Below are 16,483 nucleotides of genomic sequence, written 5' to 3'. Positions count from 1 at the left end.
CGTAGTGGGCGCCCGTAGGCTCTCGGCCCATGGCGCAGGCGACCCGGGCCGTTCCGATGCCCACAATCGGACGGCAGCGCCGCGGCGTGCTCGGCCCGGTCCTCGGACTCGTGGCGCTCGCGATCTGCGGGCTGATCGTCCTCGGGGTGTTCGGCAGCACGGTCGGGCCGGGCGGAGTCCTGGTCGGTGCGCTGTGCGCGCTGCTGCCGGTCGGCCCCGTGGTCGCGACGTTCCTGTGGGTCGACCGCTGGGAGCCGGAGCCGCCGCGGCTGCTGCTGACCGCGTTCCTGTGGGGCGCCTGCTTCGCCGCCCTCACGGCGCTGCTGATCAACTCGAGCGCGGTGCTGGTGGCCGACGAGGTCGTCGGCCGCGGAAGCGGTGACGTCCTCGGGACGGTCGCGATCGCCCCGGTGGTGGAGGAGGCGGTGAAGGGCATCTTCGTCGTCGGCCTGCTGGCTCTGCGCAGGCGGGAGTTCGACGGGATCGTCGACGGGATCGTCTACGCCGGGCTGGTGGGGGCGGGGTTCGCGTTCACCGAGAACATCCTCTACATCGGCCGGGCCTTCTCCGAGGGCGACATGGTCGGTCAGGGCAGCGGGGTGGTGGCCGTGCTCCTGCTGCGCGGTGTGCTCTCGCCGTTCGCCCACCCGCTGTTCACGGTGATGACCGGGATCGGCGCCGGGATTGCCGCCCGCAGCCGCAGCCTCGGCGTCGCACTGGTCACCGTGCCCGTCGGCTATCTACTGGCGGTGACGCTGCACGCGCTCTGGAACGCGTCGGCCTCGCTGTACGGCGGTGCCGTGTTCTTCACGGTCTACGGGTTCATCATGGTGCCGATGTTCCTGGCCGTTGCGGCCGTCGTGGTGTGGCAGCGCAGGCGCGAGCAGCGCACCGTGATCGACCAGCTGCCCGGCTTCGCCCGGGCCGGCTGGATCGCCCCGAGCGAGGTCCCGCTGCTGTCCAGCCTGGCCGGCAGGCGCGGCTGGCGGGCCGCGGTGCGGCGGGGCTCGGGCCGGCAGGTGGCGAAGGCCGTCTCGGAGTACCAGGACGCCGTCACCGAGCTCGCGTTCCTCCGGGCGCGGATGGAGCGTGGTGCGGTTGGACCCTCCGGGGTGTTCCGGCACGACGAGGCGCTGGCCGGCCTGCGCCAGGCGCGCGCCCGCGCCGTGGGCCACCCCGAGGCGTTGACGGTGGCCATGCGGCACCGGGGCAACCAGACCTGGACGCCACCGCCGCCCGGACCGCCCCCGGCGGCGTCCATGCCCCCCGATGCGCCCCCGCAGAGCTGGCCGCCCCGACACCCCTGACCGGGGCCACCCGAACCGGTGCCGCCCAGGTCGGCTGCCCGTCGCACTCGCCCGGCCGCGTAACCTGTGCTCGCGTCGCGGCGGTGGCTCGTCGTCCGGTACCCCAGCGGCACGGCCGAGCGAGGAGATGGTGATGGGTGCAGGCAGGCCGGCCCGGCTCGCCGTCGGGGTCGTCTCGGCAGGACGGGTCGGGGCCGTCGTGGGTGCGGCGTGGGTGGCCGCGGGACACCGGGTGGTCGCCACCTCCGGGGTGTCCCGGGCGTCGGTCAAGCGCGCCGAGGCGCTGCTGCCCGGCGTGCCGCTCCTGGCCCCCGACGAGGTCGTGGCGGGTGCCGACCTCGCGCTCCTCGCCGTCCCGGACGACGTGCTGCCCGGCCTGGTACGTGGGCTGGCCGCCGCAGGCAGCTTCCGTCCCGGCCAGATCGTCGTGCACACCTCAGGTGCCCACGGGGTGGCTGCGCTCGCCCCGGCCGCCGAGCACGGCGTGCTGCCGCTGGCCCTGCACCCGGTGATGACATTCACCGGCCGCACCGAGGACGTCGCGCGGCTCGCCGGCTGCAGCGTCGGTGTCACCGCCACGGGAGGTGACGAGGCCGCGTGGAGCGTCGGCGAGGCGCTCGTGGTGGAGATGGGCGCCGAGCCGGTGCGGATCTCGGAGGAGGTCCGCCCGCTCTACCACGCTGCGCTGGCCCACGGCGCCAACCATCTCGTCACGCTCGTCCGCGACTGCGTCGAGACCCTGGAGCGGGCCGGCATCAGCCCGGCCGAACAGCTCGTCGCGCCGCTGCTGTCGGCTGCTCTGGACAACGCGCTGCGCCACGGGGACCGCGCGTTGACGGGCCCGGTCGCGCGCGGCGACGTCGAGACGGTGCGCACGCACCTGCGCGAGCTCTCCTCCGCCGACCCCGACCTCGCGCAGACCTACCGGGTGCTCGCCGCCCGCACGGCGCGGCGGGCGTTCGCGGCCGGTCTGCTGTCCGAGTACGCCGAGAAGGACGTGCTCGCCGTTCTGGAAGGCTCCACATGACGGTTCGTACGCAGGGCGGCTACGCCCCGGGCCAGCTGGTCGTGCACCGCTCGCCCGCCGAGATCGCGCCGGTGACGCGCGCACTGCGCGGCGCGGGCCGCCGGGTGGTGCTCGTCCCGACGATGGGCGCACTGCACGAGGGCCATCGGGAGCTGATCCGGCACGCCCGGCGCGCTCCCGGTGCCACCGTCACGGCGGTGTCGATCTTCGTGAATCCGCTGCAGTTCGGGGCGGGCGAGGACCTCGACCGCTATCCCCGACCGCTCGAGGCCGATCTCGACGTGTGCCGGGAGGAGGGCGTCGAGCTGGTGTTCCTCCCCGAGGTGACCGACATGTACCCCGACGGCGCCGACACCACGATCGTGCCCGGTCGGCTCGGTGACGAGCTCGAGGGCGCCGCCCGGCCCGGGCACTTCGGTGGTGTGCTCACGGTGGTCGCGAAGCTCTTCCACATCGTCGCCCCGGACGTGGCGTTCTTCGGCGAGAAGGACTACCAGCAGCTGATCCTGGTCCGGAGGATGGCGCGCGACCTGGACTTCCCGGTGTCGGTGGTCGGAGTGCCCACCGTCCGGGAGCCCGACGGCCTGGCGCTCTCGAGCCGCAACGTCTACCTCTCAGCCGAGGAGCGGCCCAGGGCGGCCACACTGCGGCGCGCGCTGTCCGCCGGGGCGGCGGTGTCGGCCCGCGGCCCGGAGGCCGTGCTGGACGCGGCGCGCGCGGTGCTGGCGGAGGAGCCCGCGCTGCAGGTGGAGTACCTCGAGCTGCGCGACCCCGACCTGCGGCCGGACCCCACAGCGGGTCGCGCGCGGCTCCTGGTGGCGGCGCGGCTCGGGCGCACCCGCCTGATCGACAACATCTCCGTGCAGCTGTAGGGGGGACGGCGCCGTGCTGCTCTGCGTGGACGTCGGCAACACCCAGATCGCGCTGGGGCTCTACGCGGACACCGGCACCGAGGGCGAGCCCGAGGTCGACCCGCCACTGGTGCGCGACTGGCGGATGCGCACCGACCCGCGCATGACCGCCGACGAGCTCGCCGTCGCCGTCGACGGCCTGCTCGGCCGCTACGCGGGCGAGGTCACCGGCATCGCGGCCCTGTCCACCGTGCCGAGCCTGCTCCGTGAGCTGCGGCTGCTCATCGACCGCCGCGGTGACCCGAACGTCGTCGTGGGGCCCGGCGTGCGCACGGGCGTTCCGCTGCTGGTCGACAACCCGAAGGAGGTGGGCACCGACCGCGTGATGAACACCCTCGCCGCCCATCGCCTGTTCGACACCGCGTGCATCGTCGTCGACTTCGGGACGTCCACGAACATCGACGTGGTGTCCGCGAAGGGGGAGTTCCTCGGTGGTGCGCTCGCCCCCGGCATCGAGATCTCGCTGGAGGCGCTGGCCACCCGCGCGGCCGCACTACGCACCGTCGAGCTGGTCCCGCCCCGCTCGGTGATCGGCAAGAACACGGTGGAGTGCCTGCAGTCCGGGGTGCTCTACGGGTTCGCCGGCCAGGTGGACGGGCTGGTCGGACGCATCCTCGCCGAGCTCGGGCCCAAGGCAGGCCCGGTCACGGTGCTGGCCACCGGCGGCCTCGCGCCGCTGATGGTCGGGAACTCGGAGACGATCACCGAGTTCGTGCCCGACCTGACGCTGCTGGGTCTGCGGCTGACCTACCTGCGCAACATCCGCACCACGTCGGTCACGAGCGGGAGCTCGAACTCGCCTGCCGACGTCTCGGGGCGCGTCGCGAGGTAGGCCCGGACCCGTGCCAGCGCCGCGTCGCGGTCGGCGGGATCGGCGACGAGCGCCCACGAGTGCGTGCCGAGGGTTGCGACCAGGCCGTCGATCGTGGTGCGCACCGGGTTGGGCAGTACGGTGTGCTCGCTCGCCTCGAAGGCCTCGTGCTCGGGCAGCCGGAGGCCGGAGTCGGCGCGGTCGCGGACCCGGCGCTCGATCAGGGCTGCGGCCTTGTGATAGCCGGCGACCCACTCGACATTCGCGTCGTCGCCGTTCCACAGGGCGGCGAGCACCCCACCGGGCCGCAGGACGCGGGCGATCTCCGGCAGCGCGCGCTCCGGGTCGAACCAGTGCCAGGCCTGACCGACCAGCACGGCGTCGACCGACGCGTCCGGCAACGGGATCGACTCCGCGTTGCCCTCGCGCGCGTCGACGTCGGGGAACCGGGACCGCAGCTCGGCGAGCATCGCCGGGTCGGGCTCGACGGCGATGACGGGACCCCGGGCGTGCAGCGCGCCGGTCAGCTTTCCCGTGCCGGCAGCGAGATCGAGTAGCTGGAGCGAGGGCCGGGCGGCCACGGGTTCCAGGGCCCAGTCGACGGCGTTGTCCGCGTACTCCGGACGGTGGCGGGCGTATTCGGCGGCCGCGGTGCCGAAGGACCGGGCCCGGGATGTCGTCACACGATCGACCGTACGTCGCCGCGGATCGGGCCGGGAAGACCGGCCGGAAACCCGGGAGCGGGCGTCACTAACCTGGAGTCTGTGAGCACCGACCCCCTCGACGGCCCCGACAACGAGCTTCCCGAACAGATGCGGGTGCGCCGGGCCAAGCGGGCGGAGATGCTCGCCCAGGGCCGGGACCCCTATCCGGTCGCGGTCGAGCGCACGCACAGCCTCCGCGACGTGCGGGCCGCCCATCCGGATCTGCCGCCCGACACGGGCACCGGCGAGCAGGTCGGTGTCACCGGCCGGGTGATCTTCCTGCGCAACACCGGCAAGCTCTGCTTCGCCACGCTGCGGGAGGGCGACGGCACGGAGTTGCAGGCGATGCTGAGCCTCGCGCTGGTGGGCGATGAGGAGCTGGCCCGCTGGAAGACCAGCGTCGATCTCGGCGACCACGTCTTCGTGCACGGCGAGGTGGCCACCTCCCGCCGAGGCGAGCTGTCGGTGATGGCCGACCGTTGGGAGATGGCGGCCAAGGCCGTGCGCCCGCTGCCGGTGGCACATCGCGAGCTCTCCGAGGAGATGCGCGTGCGCCAGCGTTATGTCGACCTCATCGTCCGGCCACAGGCACGGGAGATGGTCCGCAACCGCGCTCAGGTCGTTCGGACGCTCCGGTCGGTGCTCCACGAGCGCGACTTCGTCGAGGTCGAGACACCGATGCTGCAACTGCAGCACGGCGGCGCCACTGCGCGTCCGTTTGTCACCCATGCCAACGCGCTCGACGTCGATCTGTACCTGCGGATCGCCCCGGAACTGTTCCTGAAGCGCAGCGTGGTGGGCGGTATCGAACGAGTCTTCGAGATCAATCGGAACTTTCGGAACGAGGGCATCGACTCCACGCACTCGCCGGAGTTCGCGATGCTCGAGGCGTACCAGGCGTACGCGACCTACGACGACATGGCCGATCTGACACGCGAGATGGTGCTGGCCTCCGCGCGTGCCGTCTTCGGTTCGACGGTGGTCCGCCACCACGACGGCACCGAACACGATCTGGGCGCCCCATGGCGATCGGTGACGCTGCACGCGGCTGTCACGGAGGCGGTCGGCCAAGAGGTGACCCTGGACACTCCGGTCGAGGATCTGCGGAAGCTCGCAGCGACGCACGACGTCGAACTCAAGGATTCATTGAGTGCGGGTGAGATCGTGCTGGAACTGTTCGAGAAGCTTGTGGAGCACACACTCGTCGAGCCGACGTTCGTTCGCGACTACCCGATCGAGGTCCGCCCGCTGACCAGGCGCCACCGCGCCGAGCCGCGGCTCGCCGAGGCATGGGACCTGATCGTGTTCGGCACGGAGCTCGCCACCGCGTACTCCGAACTGGTCGATCCCGTCGAGCAACGGGAAAGGCTCTACGCCCAGTCCCTGCTCGCCGCGGCAGGAGATGTCGAGGCGATGCAGCTCGACGAGGACTTCCTGCGTGCGATGGAGTACGGAATGCCGCCGTCGGGTGGGATGGGAATGGGCATCGACCGGCTGCTCATGACGCTCACAGGGCTCGGAATCCGGGAGACCATTCTGTACCCGATCGTGCGTTCTGAGTAACTACCGGCAGTGTTGGGCGGCCCGACTCGACAGTCGCACTGAATTGGATATATCGTGCGCGTTGATGCGGCGTCGCCGCAGAACAACAACGATGAAGTATGGAGGGCTGCGACGGTGGCGCAGATCCGTGAGATCCGACTGATCGACGACCTGGACGGAGAGGCTGCCGACGAGACGGTCGAGTTCGGTGTCGACGGCAAGAACTACGAGATCGACCTCTCGAAGGACAATGCGGAGAAGCTGCGGGACTCACTCGCGGCGTTCGTCGCGGCCGCCCGTCGTTCCGGTGGCGGACGCCGCCGTGGTGGTACGGCAACGAGCGCTCCGGCGCGCCGTCCGTCCATCGACCGGGAGCAGAACCAGGCGATTCGCGACTGGGCCCGCAAGCGGGGCATGAAGGTTTCCGACCGGGGCCGTATTCCGGCCGAGGTGCTCGACGCATACCACCAGGAGAACTGAGTTCAGGGGACGGGTTGGGGTCGGCGGGGTGCGCCGGCCCCGTCTTCTGTTTAGGGTGACCTAACCCGGCAGAGGAGGCCCCGTGGCCCGTAGGACGACCGTCCTGGAGGTCCGCCGCACCGAACGGCTGACCCCGAACATGATCCGAGTGGTGGCGGGGGGCGGTGACCTCGACGGTTTCCCCGACACGCCCTACACCGACCGCTACGTGAAGATCGTTTTTCCGCGCGCAGGCGTTGCCTGTCCAGAGCCGTTCGACATGGACGTGATCCGGGCGGAGCTGCCACGCGAACAATGGCCGATCACGCGGACGTACACGGTGCGTTCCTTCGATCCGCACGCCGGTGAGCTGGCGATCGACTTCGTCGTGCACGGCGACACGGGTGTCGCAGGGCCGTGGGCGGCAGCGGCCCGCCCCGGCGACGTGCTGCGGCTGCTGGGTCCCGGCGGCGCGTACGCGCCGGACCCCGAGGCCGACTGGCACCTGATGGTGGGTGACGAGAGTGCGCTGCCCGCTATCGGCGCGGCCTGCGAACGCGTTCCGGCGGGGGTGCCCGTCCACGCCGTCCTCGAGGTGGCCGACGCCGCCGAACAGCAGCACCTGAGTTCGCCGGGGGATCTGCGGGTCACCTGGCTCCACCGCAATGCGGACACGCCCGATCAGCTGCTCGCGGCCGTGCGCGCCATGACCTTTCCCCACGGGCGCGTCCATGCGTTCGTTCACGGCGAAGCGGGCCTGGTACGCGGGGTGCGGACCCACCTTGTCGGCGAGCGCGAGGTGGCCCGCGAACTGCTGTCGGTCTCCGGATACTGGAGACGCGGACGCAACGAGGACGGGTGGCGTGCGGACAAGGCTGCGGAGCGTGCGGCCGCCCCGGCAGGCTGACCAGCGGGTCCACCCCGGCAATGGGCCGATCGGGAATCCGGACAGGCGTTGCGACGTTGTTTCCACTACGAACGACCCGGGCGACCATCCCCCCTGGGCCGATACAGTGGTACCCGGGGTGTACGCGGCGCAGCGCGCGCCGGTGCATGGCGCAGCCAGGCTAGGAGTGTAAATGTTCGAGAGGTTCACCGACCGAGCGAGGCGTGTTGTCGTTCTGGCCCAAGAAGAGGCCAGGATGCTCAACCACAACTACATCGGCACCGAGCACATCCTCCTTGGCCTCATCCACGAGGGCGAGGGAGTGGCCGCCAAGGCCCTGGAGTCCCTCGGGATCGCCCTGGAGGGCGTCCGCCAGCAAGTCGAGGAGATCATCGGTCAGGGCCAGCAGGCACCGAGCGGGCACATCCCGTTCACGCCGCGGGCCAAGAAGGTGCTGGAGCTGTCTCTGCGCGAGGCGCTTCAGCTCGGCCACAACTACATCGGCACCGAGCACATCCTGCTCGGCCTCATCCGCGAGGGTGAGGGAGTTGCCGCGCAGGTCCTCGTGAAGCTGGGTGCGGACCTCAACCGCGTCCGCCAGCAGGTCCTGCAGCTGCTGTCCGGCTACCAGGGCAAGGAGCCCGCCGAGGGCACCTCCGGTGGTCGTGGCGAGGGCACCCCGTCGTCGTCGCTGGTTCTCGACCAGTTCGGTCGCAACCTCACCCAGTCGGCCCGTGAGGGCAAGCTGGACCCGGTCATCGGCCGGGAGAAGGAAATCGAGCGGGTCATGCAGGTCCTCTCCCGAAGGACCAAGAACAACCCCGTCCTGATCGGCGAGCCCGGCGTCGGCAAGACCGCCGTCGTCGAGGGGCTGGCCCAGGGCATCGTCAAGGGCGAGGTGCCCGAGACGCTCAAGGACAAGCAGCTCTACACGCTCGACCTGGGTTCACTGGTCGCCGGCTCCCGTTACCGCGGTGACTTCGAGGAGCGCCTCAAGAAGGTGCTCAAGGAGATCCGCACGCGCGGCGACATCATCCTGTTCATCGACGAGCTCCACACCCTCGTGGGTGCCGGTGCCGCCGAGGGCGCGATCGACGCCGCCAGCATTCTCAAGCCGATGCTGGCACGTGGTGAGCTGCAGACCATCGGTGCCACCACGCTCGACGAGTACCGCAAGTACGTCGAGAAGGACCCGGCGCTGGAGCGCCGCTTCCAGCCGATCCAGGTGGGCGAGCCGAGTGTCGGCCACACCATCGAGATCCTGAAGGGGCTGCGCGACCGCTACGAGGCGCACCACCGGGTCACCATCACCGACCCGGCGCTCGTCGCCGCGGCCACGCTGGCCGACCGGTACATCAGCGACCGCTTCCTGCCCGACAAGGCGATCGACCTGATCGACGAGGCCGGCGCCCGGATGCGGATCCGCCGCATGACCGCGCCGCCGGATCTGCGCGAGTTCGACGAGAAGATCGCGGCCGTGCGTCGCGACAAGGAGTCGGCGATCGACGCGCAGGACTTCGAGCGGGCCGCGCATCTGCGCGACTCCGAGAAGCAGCTTCTCGCTCAGAAGGGCGAGCGGGAGAAGCAGTGGAAGTCCGGCGACCTCGATGTCATCGCCGAGGTCGACGACGAGCAGATCGCCGAGGTGCTCGCCAACTGGACCGGTATCCCCGTGTTCAAGCTCACCGAGGAGGAGACCACGCGTCTGCTCCGCATGGAGGACGAGCTGCACAAGCGGATCATCGGCCAGGAGGAGGCCGTCAAGTCGGTCTCGCAGGCCATCCGCCGCACGCGGGCCGGCCTGAAGGACCCGAAGCGCCCGTCCGGCTCGTTCATCTTCGCCGGCCCCTCGGGTGTCGGTAAGACCGAGCTGTCCAAGGCGCTGGCGAGCTTCCTGTTCGGCGAGGACGACGCGCTCATCCAGATCGACATGGGCGAGTTCCACGACCGCTACACCGCCTCGCGGCTCTTCGGTGCCCCTCCCGGGTACGTGGGCTACGAGGAGGGCGGCCAGCTCACCGAGAAGGTGCGCCGCAAGCCGTTCTCCGTGGTGCTGTTCGACGAGATCGAGAAGGCCCACCAGGAGGTCTACAACACCCTCCTGCAGGTCCTCGAGGACGGCCGCCTGACCGACGGTCAGGGCCGGACGGTGGACTTCAAGAACACCGTCATCATCTTCACCTCGAACCTCGGCACGCAGGACATCTCCAAGGCGGTCGGCCTCGGGTTCGCCCAGGGCAACGACGAGGTGTCGAACTACGAGCGGATGAAGAACAAGGTCAACGACGAGCTGAAGAAGCACTTCAGGCCGGAGTTCCTCAACCGCATCGACGACATCGTCGTGTTCCACCAGCTCACCGAGGAGCAGATCATCACGATGGTCGACCTCATGATCACGCGGGTGGAGGCTGCGCTGGCCAACAAGGACATGGCCATCGAGCTGACGCCTGCGGCGAAGGGGCTGCTCGCGCGGCGCGGGTTCGACCCCGTGCTGGGCGCCCGGCCGCTGCGCCGCACCATCCAGCGCGAGATCGAGGACCAGCTGTCGGAGAAGATCCTGTTCGGCGAGATCGAGCCCGGCCAGATCGTGGTGGTCGACGTCGAGGGTGTCGACTCCGACGCCCCCGAGGGGTCCCGGGCCGCTGACGACAAGGCGAAGTTCACCTTCCGCGGTGAGCCGAAGCCCGTCACGGTCCCTGACGCCCCGCCCGTCGACCTGGCGAAGTCCAGCGACGACTGATCGACAAGCACAACCGCGAACGGCCCGCCCGGCTCCGCCCGGGCGGGCCGTTCCGCGTCTCGCGTCCCGTAAGTTCAGGAAAGCCACTTTCAGGCCCTCTCCGGGCAGGAAAGTGGCTTTCCTGAACCTCGGGGGCCGGTAGGTTCGGTGCGTGAGCTCGGTTCGCGTGGTCCCGGAGACCGAGCTGATGTCCGGCGAGGAGCTGTCGGCCGACGACGCGTGGCACACGGTGCGTCGCTACGGCCTCGGCCACCTTCTGGCCACGGCGTTCGTGAGGTTCCGCTACGGCGACGGGTTCAGCCACGCCCGCGCTTTCGCGTTGCAGCTGGCCTTGGCCGCGGTGCCGCTGGTGATCGCCGGGGCCGGGTTGGCGAGCGCGCTCGGTGTGGAGTCGTTCGCCGAGGTCGTCGCGCGCACGGTGGTGGCGATCTCCCCGGGCAGCAGCGACTCGCTTCTCTCCGAGGTGCTCGACGGGCGTCCCGACGAGGGGAGCGAGCGCGCCGAGGTGGTGGTCCTGCTCGGCCTGGCCACCGCGTTCGTTGCCGCCACCTCCGCGTTCGCCCAGCTGGAGCGGGGCGCGAACCGGATCTACGGCACCAAGCGGGACCGGCAGGCACTGCGCAAGTACGGCCGTGCCGCGGTGCTGACGGCGACGGCGGGCGTCGCGATGGCGTTCGGCCTGTTGCTGATCGTGGCGGGCGAGCCGTTCGGCGAGGCGATGGAGCAGGTCTACCACTGGGGTGACGGCGCGGAGGAGGTCTGGGACGCGCTGCGCTGGCCGATCGGGCTGGCGGCCCTCGTGGTGGCCGTGACGCTGCTGTTCCGTCATGCTCCCCGCCGCCGCCAGCCGGGGCTGAGCTGGCTGGCGGTGGGTGCGGCGGTCACCGTGCTGGCCTGGCTCGCCGGGTCCGGGCTGCTCGCGCTGTACGTGGTGGCCGCGGCGGGGTTCGACGACACCTACGGGCCTCTCACCGCCGTCATGGCCCTGCTCCTGTGGGCGAACGTCACGGGTATCGCACTGCTCACGGGGCTGGCACTGGCCGCGCAGCTGGAAGCGGTGCGCGCCGGCCGCCCCGACCCACTGCTGCCCGACAGCGACGACGACGGCATCCCCGACGAGCTGGACGAGCACCCCGGTTCCCCGGCCCGCTGACCAACTCCCGCGAGTCGCCCCGTTTCTGCGGGTGAGTCGCCCCCTCCTGCCGTCCCGACTCGGAGGGGCGGCAGGGGGGCGGGCACAGGGGACGGCGACTCGCGCACCCGGGACGGGCGACTCGCGGGTGCGAAAGGGGCGACTCGCGGGCGTGGAACGGGCGACTCGCGCGCGGGAAGTTGGCGACTCGCGCGGGGCGCGTCGGGTCAGCGGAGGGTGACGGGGCGGGCGTCGTCGGGGGGTGTGCCGAAGAGCGTGGCCGCGTCGTGGGTGGGGGCGGGTTCGGCGGTGAGGTGCGCGGAGGTGATCCGGCTGGTGCGGAACCACCGCGGTCCCTTCCGCAGCCGGCACCAGGCGAGCAGGTACCAGTGGCCGCCGGTCGCGGCCAGTGCCACCGGCTCCACGGCACGCTCGGTGACCTCGCCCGCTCCTCCGACGTAGCGCAGGGCGACGACCTGCTGCCGGCGCACGGCTTCGTCGAGGACCCTGGCGACGGCCGGGCGCGGGGCCGTCTCGGGCACATGCAGCCAGAGCCGGGAGGCGATCGCCTCGGCGCGTTCCCGCTCCGCCGCCGGCATCGCCGCGAGCACCTTCGACAGCGCGCTGCGTGCGTCCACCGCGAACGGCAGGGCGGGGAGGGCGGCCAGTGCCACGGCGATCGCGGCCGCCTCGGCTCCGGTGATGTTCAGCGGGGGCAGCGTGGCGGTGTCCAGGACGTAGCCACCGCCTGGTCCGGCCTGTGCCCACAGCGGGAGTCCGGCCTGGAGCAGGGCCTCGACGTCGCGCTTGATCGTGCGGGTGGATACCTCGAGGCGCTGGGCCAGCCAGCTGCCGGTGCGTCCGGCCGGGCCGGCGGCACGTAGCTCCTCCGCGATCGCGTACAGCCGTTCGGTGCGGTTCACGTGTCGAGAATGCCCGGAAAACGGTGACACCACGGTGTCACCGACCCGCTGAGATGCTTCTTCCATGACGACGACGAGCACTCCCCAGCACATCCGCCGCCCCGACGGTCGCCGCGTCGCGCTGCACGACCTCACGCCGGACGCCCCCGCCGGTGCCCCGGTGGTGCTCTTCTGCCATGCGGCGCCCGGTTCCGGAGCGTTCGACCCCGACCCGGCGGAGACCGCTGCGCGCGGGATCCGGCTGGTGGCGCCCGACCGTCCCGGCTACGGCGGGTCCGACCCGGTGTCCGGCGGGGCGTTCGCAACCGTGGAGACGGCGGCGGAGGACGCCGCGGCGGTGCTCGAGAGCATCCTCGCGCCAGGCAGCACGGCTGCGGTTGCGGGCTGGTCGGCAGGGGGACGGGTGGCGCTCGCGCTCGCGGCCCGGCGTCCTGACCTGGTCGGACGGGTGGCTGTGATCGGGACTCCGGCTCCGGACGAGGAGGTGCCGTGGATCCCGGAGGAGAACCGGGCCGGCGTGGAAGCGCTCCGGGGTGCGCCTGCCGAGGTCGCGCACGAGGCGCTGACGGCCGCGTTCGGGCCGGTGCTGGCGGCTCTCACCGGTGACGCCCGCTTCGGGCTCGTCGGGATCGACGAGGTGGACGGGCCGGTGCTCGCGGAGCCGGGCGTGTCGGACCGGGTGCGGGCGATGCTCGACGAGGCGCTCGTACAGGGTGGGGCGGGGATGGTCGCGGACATCGCGGGCTACACGCTGCAGCCGTACGGCTTCGATCCCGCCGACGTCGCGGCGCAGGTGCTGCTCGCCTACGGCTCGGCGGACGCGATCGGGCAGGCGCACGGCGTCTGGTGGCAGCGGCAGCTGCCCGATGCGCGGCTGGAGATGGTGCCGGGGGCGGGGCACCTGCTGATCGTGCCGTTCTGGAAGAGGGCGCTCGCGCACCTCGTGCCGGCGTGACGGGTCAGCCGAGCAGGTCGTCCAGGGCGAGCAGGGTGGCTGCGGCGGGCGCGGCGATCGCCACGCCGCGGCCGTGACGCACGTTCGGCTCGCGCGGGTTGATCCGGACCAGCGCCCCGGATGCCGCGCTCGCCCGTTCGGCTTCTCTGCGCACCGTGGGGAGTGCGGTTCCCGCTCCGAGTTCCACCACGGCGAGCCGTTGTCCCGTTGCCCGGAGACCACGCAGCCAGGCGTTGTGTGCCTGCATCTGGCCGGCGGAGCGGTCGGCGACCCACTCGGCGTCGCCGAACATCAGGATGTTGGGACGGGCGAGCGCGCCGCACGACGGGCAGGACGGCAGCGGTCCGGTGGCGCGCATCGTTGCGTGATCCACCTCCACCACTACCCCGTCGGCCGGCCACACCGGTTGCCCGCAGTCGACCAGGCACTGCAGGTGGTGGATGGAGCCGTGGCACTCGGTCACCTGGTCCTCGGTGAAGCCGGCGCACTGGAACTGGCCGTCGACGTTCGACGTGAAGACGCGCACGGGCACCCGCTGCGCCCACTTCAGCAGTACGCCGAACCCGGCGTGCGGCACCGTGCTCCGGTAGAGGGCCAGCCGGTGCCCGTAGAAGCCCCAGGCCAGCTCCGGGTCGGCCGCGAAGTGCATCGGGTCGGCGATCTCCTCGAACCGCAGTCCCAGCCCACGGTAGGGCGGGTAGGCGCGCCAGAAGCCCTCCGGCCCGCGGAAGTCGGGCAGACCGGAGTCGACGCCCATCCCGGCGCCGGCGCACACCAGCAGTGCGTCGGCGCCGGCGAGGAGGGCGGCGGCAGCGGACGCCTCCGTGAGGTTCAGGAAGCCGTGGAGCGCTGAACGACCTCGAACTCGAGCAGGGACGCTCCCGTGGCGACGGGCTTCGCGCGCTCGCCTCCGTGCGCCTCCGCGGCCGGCCCGTCCCGCCAGGCCTGGAACGACTCGTCGTCCTCCCAGTGCGTCAGCACGAAGTAGCGCGACTCTCCCTTGACGGGGCGCAGCAGCTCGAACGAGATGAAGCCCGGCTGCCCGTCCACGGCGTGCAGCCGGTTGGCGAACCGCTTCTCCAGTTCGGGCCCCGCGCCCTCGGGTACCTCGATGGCATTGATCTTCACGACGGCCATGCCACCTAGGCTAGCCGGGATGCGGCGCAGCATGCGGACCAGCGACGGTCTCGACCTGGCCGTGGTGGAGTTCGGCGGCGAGGGGATCCCGATCCTGCTGCTGCACGGCCTGATGGGCCGGGCCACCACCTGGTGGCCCGTGGCGGGATGGCTCAGCGCGCACGGCCGGGTCCTCGGTCCCGACGCCAGGGGCCACGGGCGGTCCGATGCGCGCGGGCCGTGGACCACCGACCGCATGACGGCCGACGCGGCGGAGGTGCTCGCCGAGGTGGGTCCCGGGGTGGTGGTCGGGCACTCGATGGGCGGGTTGCACGGCCTGGTCCTCGCCGCGCGGCATCCCGAGCTGGTGCGGGCGCTGGTCGTCGAGGACATGGGGGTGGACTTCCGGGGCCGCAGCGCCGCGGAGGCCGGTTCGTGGTTCGGTGCGATGCCACAGCCGTTTCCCTCGCTCGCCGCGGTGCGGCAGGCCTTCGGCTGGCCGCGCGCCGAGTTCGGCGACTACATGACCGAGTGCGTCGAGGAACGGCCCGACGGCTACCACCTGCTGGCCCGCGTGGAGGACACGGTCGGGATCGCGGCGGAGTGGGCCGAGCGGCACCACTGGGACGCCGTGGCCGCGGTCGGCTGCCCGACCCTGCTGATCGAGGCGGGGGACAGCGTCGCGCCGGGCGGGCAGATGGCGGAGATGGCGTCCCGGATGCCGGCGGCCGCCCACGTGCGGATCCCCGGCACCGGGCACCTCGTGCACGCGGGGGACCCGGGCGCCTATCGGGCAGCGGTGGAGGCGTTTCTTACTACTCACATGTGAGTACTCGTGTTTTACTGCCCGGCGTGAATCCCACCCGCCTGTTCGTGCTCAGTGCGCTCGCGAAACGGGGCGCGATGTACGGCCACCAGATCCGTCGCGACGCCCGCGTCGACCGCGCGGAGCTCTGGTCCGACGTCCGGCCCGGCTCGTTGTACGGCGCGCTGCACCGGCTCGAGGGAGAAGGGCTGGTCCAGGCCCTGCGCACCGAGCAGGAGGGCAACCTCCCCGCGCGCACGGTGTACGAGATCACCGCCGAGGGCAGGCGCGAGCTGCATGCCCTCCAGGCGGAGGCGTTCGAGGAGGTCCGGTTCCGGCCCGATCCGGTCGACCTCGCGCTCGCCACCGCGTCCGACCTCGACGAGAGCACGCTGCGGGGCCATCTGGACGACCGGCGTCAGGTGCTGGCCGCCCGGCTGTCAAGGCTGGACCACCTCCACGACCGCACCTGGCCCGACCAGACCGTGGCCGACGACCTGGTCGCCGAGCACGCGCGCCTGCGGCTGCGCGCGGAGCTGGAGTGGCACGAGATGGTGCTCGACCAGCTCGGCAAGCTCACCGAGGCCACGGCCACCGGTGAGGCCGGGCAGTGACGGTCCGACCGCTGCGCCTGCTCGGCGACCCGGTGCTGCGCACCGCGTGCGACCTCGTCACCACGTTCGACGCCGCGCTGGAGGCGCTGGTCACCGACCTGCTCGACACCGTGCAGGTGCCGGGACGGGCCGGACTGGCCGCCAACCAGATCGGCACGTCGCTCGCGGCTTTCTCCTACAACGTGGAGGGCCGGCTCGGCTACGTGCTCAACCCCCGCATCGTCGAGACCGACGGCGAGTACGACGGCGAGGAGGCCTGCCTGTCCGTGCCGGGCGTGCACGCGCGCCGGCTGCGGGCGGCCTACGCACGGGTGGAAGGCGTCGACCTCCGGCAGCGACCCGTGGCCGTCGAGGGCACCGGGGAGCTCGCCCGCTGCCTGCAGCACGAGACCGACCACCTCAGGGGTGAGCTCTACATCGACGCGCTCACCGGCGAGCGCCGCCGCGCCGCCATGCGGCTGCTGCGGAGCCGGGCCGCCATCCCCGGACCGGCTTCCGGTGGTGGGGACCGGCCGCTGGTGTGACGATGCGCGCACCCCGGTCCGGGGTGT

General features: G+C 71.9%; 17 protein-coding genes. 13 read left to right on the top strand and 4 right to left on the bottom strand.

Translation table 11 applies throughout. The annotated features are described in order from the left end of the window. Positions 1-29 precede the first annotated feature (29 nt). The 4 genes from ACQPZA_RS35545 to ACQPZA_RS35530 all read left to right on the top strand — a co-directional run bounded on the left by ACQPZA_RS35545 (position 30) and on the right by ACQPZA_RS35530 (position 4,077). Positions 30-1,307 carry a PrsW family intramembrane metalloprotease gene (locus ACQPZA_RS35545; RefSeq protein ID WP_344016136.1) on the top strand — a complete coding sequence of 426 codons (1,278 nt, stop codon included), beginning with the start codon at positions 30-32 and terminating at the stop codon, positions 1,305-1,307. A 133-nt stretch (positions 1,308-1,440) separates the two neighbouring features. Further along, positions 1,441-2,334 (top strand): Rossmann-like and DUF2520 domain-containing protein, encoded by an 894-nt coding sequence (locus ACQPZA_RS35540; protein ID WP_169400251.1) that lies wholly within the window; start codon positions 1,441-1,443, stop codon positions 2,332-2,334. Continuing rightward, positions 2,331-3,206 (top strand): pantoate--beta-alanine ligase, encoded by an 876-nt coding sequence (gene panC, locus ACQPZA_RS35535; RefSeq protein ID WP_169400250.1) that lies wholly within the window; start codon positions 2,331-2,333, stop codon positions 3,204-3,206. The genes ACQPZA_RS35540 and panC overlap by 4 nt, the downstream gene beginning before the upstream one ends. 13 nt (positions 3,207-3,219) lie before the next feature. Continuing rightward, positions 3,220-4,077: a type III pantothenate kinase gene (locus ACQPZA_RS35530; protein WP_433276780.1), complete on the top strand. Its 858-nt coding sequence runs from the start codon at positions 3,220-3,222 to the stop codon at positions 4,075-4,077. On the opposite strand, the gene ACQPZA_RS35525 is transcribed toward ACQPZA_RS35530, so the two are convergent. Next, entirely contained in the window at positions 3,993-4,739 is a 747-nt protein-coding gene (locus ACQPZA_RS35525; protein ID WP_433276777.1) for a class I SAM-dependent methyltransferase, read from the bottom strand. The two genes, ACQPZA_RS35530 and ACQPZA_RS35525, sit on opposite strands and share 85 nt — an antisense overlap. Positions 4,740-4,868: 129 nt before the next feature. On the opposite strand from ACQPZA_RS35525, the gene lysS reads away from it, so the two are divergent. The 5 genes from lysS to ACQPZA_RS35500 all read left to right on the top strand — a co-directional run bounded on the left by lysS (position 4,869) and on the right by ACQPZA_RS35500 (position 11,540). Next, the gene (gene lysS, locus ACQPZA_RS35520) at positions 4,869-6,323 is read left to right on the top strand and encodes a lysine--tRNA ligase (protein WP_433283122.1); all 1,455 of its coding nucleotides are present in this window, start codon (positions 4,869-4,871) and stop codon (positions 6,321-6,323) included. 114 nt (positions 6,324-6,437) lie between these two features. Beyond that, entirely contained in the window at positions 6,438-6,782 is a 345-nt protein-coding gene (locus tag ACQPZA_RS35515; protein WP_169400252.1) for a histone-like nucleoid-structuring protein Lsr2, read from the top strand. 82 nt (positions 6,783-6,864) lie between these two features. Next, positions 6,865-7,668 (top strand): siderophore-interacting protein, encoded by an 804-nt coding sequence (locus tag ACQPZA_RS35510; RefSeq protein ID WP_433276775.1) that lies wholly within the window; start codon positions 6,865-6,867, stop codon positions 7,666-7,668. 172 nt (positions 7,669-7,840) lie between these two features. Continuing rightward, entirely contained in the window at positions 7,841-10,387 is a 2,547-nt protein-coding gene (locus ACQPZA_RS35505) for an ATP-dependent Clp protease ATP-binding subunit (RefSeq protein WP_169400245.1), read from the top strand. Positions 10,388-10,538: 151 nt separating this feature from the next. Then, positions 10,539-11,540, top strand: a complete 1,002-nt coding sequence (locus ACQPZA_RS35500) for a YihY/virulence factor BrkB family protein (protein ID WP_433276773.1) — start codon at positions 10,539-10,541, stop codon at positions 11,538-11,540. Between the two features lie 206 nt (positions 11,541-11,746). Here ACQPZA_RS35500 and ACQPZA_RS35495 read toward each other — a convergent pair whose 3' ends face one another. Then, on the bottom strand, positions 11,747-12,442 hold the full coding sequence (locus ACQPZA_RS35495) for a helix-turn-helix transcriptional regulator (protein WP_433276771.1): 696 nt from the start codon (positions 12,440-12,442) through the stop codon (positions 11,747-11,749). Between the two features lie 64 nt (positions 12,443-12,506). Between ACQPZA_RS35495 and ACQPZA_RS35490 the strand changes: the two genes are divergently transcribed. After that, positions 12,507-13,397, top strand: coding sequence for an alpha/beta fold hydrolase (locus tag ACQPZA_RS35490; protein WP_433276769.1), 891 nt, complete (start codon positions 12,507-12,509; stop codon positions 13,395-13,397). A 4-nt stretch (positions 13,398-13,401) separates the two neighbouring features. Here the strand turns inward: ACQPZA_RS35490 and ACQPZA_RS35485 are convergent, their stop codons facing one another. Together ACQPZA_RS35485 and ACQPZA_RS35480 are read right to left on the bottom strand one after the other, a co-directional pair. Continuing rightward, positions 13,402-14,154 carry an SIR2 family NAD-dependent protein deacylase gene (locus ACQPZA_RS35485; protein ID WP_433283120.1) on the bottom strand — a complete coding sequence of 251 codons (753 nt, stop codon included), beginning with the start codon at positions 14,152-14,154 and terminating at the stop codon, positions 13,402-13,404. A gap of 74 nt (positions 14,155-14,228) precedes the next feature. After that, on the bottom strand, positions 14,229-14,534 hold the full coding sequence (locus ACQPZA_RS35480) for an antibiotic biosynthesis monooxygenase family protein (protein ID WP_169400127.1): 306 nt from the start codon (positions 14,532-14,534) through the stop codon (positions 14,229-14,231). Between the two features lie 19 nt (positions 14,535-14,553). Between ACQPZA_RS35480 and ACQPZA_RS35475 the strand changes: the two genes are divergently transcribed. The 3 genes from ACQPZA_RS35475 to ACQPZA_RS35465 are packed head-to-tail and all read left to right on the top strand — an operon-like array spanning position 14,554 to position 16,456. Beyond that, a complete protein-coding gene (locus ACQPZA_RS35475) occupies positions 14,554-15,342 on the top strand; it encodes an alpha/beta fold hydrolase (protein ID WP_433276767.1) in 789 nt (262 codons plus the stop codon). Positions 15,343-15,365: 23 nt separating this feature from the next. Continuing rightward, entirely contained in the window at positions 15,366-15,932 is a 567-nt protein-coding gene (locus ACQPZA_RS35470; RefSeq protein ID WP_433276764.1) for a PadR family transcriptional regulator, read from the top strand. Beyond that, positions 15,929-16,456 (top strand): peptide deformylase, encoded by a 528-nt coding sequence (locus ACQPZA_RS35465; protein WP_433276762.1) that lies wholly within the window; start codon positions 15,929-15,931, stop codon positions 16,454-16,456. Before ACQPZA_RS35470 ends, ACQPZA_RS35465 begins: the two co-directional genes overlap by 4 nt. Positions 16,457-16,483 lie beyond the last annotated feature (27 nt).

It is taken from the genome of Pseudonocardia xinjiangensis (assembly GCF_050948425.1).
Lineage (GTDB): Bacteria > Actinomycetota > Actinomycetes > Mycobacteriales > Pseudonocardiaceae > Pseudonocardia > Pseudonocardia xinjiangensis.
The sequence above is the reverse complement of the archived record's forward strand: the minus strand, read 5'-3'. Positions and strand labels throughout refer to the sequence as shown.

Bases quoted from the DNA above. Each gene is read 5' to 3' on its own strand.
- ACQPZA_RS35545 (WP_344016136.1), top strand. From the start codon at position 30: ATGGCGCAGGCGACCCGGGCCGTTCCGATGCCCACAATCGGACGGCAG.
- ACQPZA_RS35480 (WP_169400127.1), bottom strand. From the start codon at position 14,534: ATGGCCGTCGTGAAGATCAATGCCATCGAGGTACCCGAGGGCGCGGGG.
- ACQPZA_RS35505 (WP_169400245.1), top strand. From the start codon at position 7,841: ATGTTCGAGAGGTTCACCGACCGAGCGAGGCGTGTTGTCGTTCTGGCC.
- panC (WP_169400250.1), top strand. From the start codon at position 2,331: ATGACGGTTCGTACGCAGGGCGGCTACGCCCCGGGCCAGCTGGTCGTG.
- ACQPZA_RS35490 (WP_433276769.1), top strand. From the start codon at position 12,507: ATGACGACGACGAGCACTCCCCAGCACATCCGCCGCCCCGACGGTCGC.
- ACQPZA_RS35485 (WP_433283120.1), bottom strand. From the start codon at position 14,154: ATGGGCGTCGACTCCGGTCTGCCCGACTTCCGCGGGCCGGAGGGCTTC.
- ACQPZA_RS35540 (WP_169400251.1), top strand. From the start codon at position 1,441: ATGGGTGCAGGCAGGCCGGCCCGGCTCGCCGTCGGGGTCGTCTCGGCA.
- lysS (WP_433283122.1), top strand. From the start codon at position 4,869: ATGCGGGTGCGCCGGGCCAAGCGGGCGGAGATGCTCGCCCAGGGCCGG.
- ACQPZA_RS35475 (WP_433276767.1), top strand. From the start codon at position 14,554: ATGCGGCGCAGCATGCGGACCAGCGACGGTCTCGACCTGGCCGTGGTG.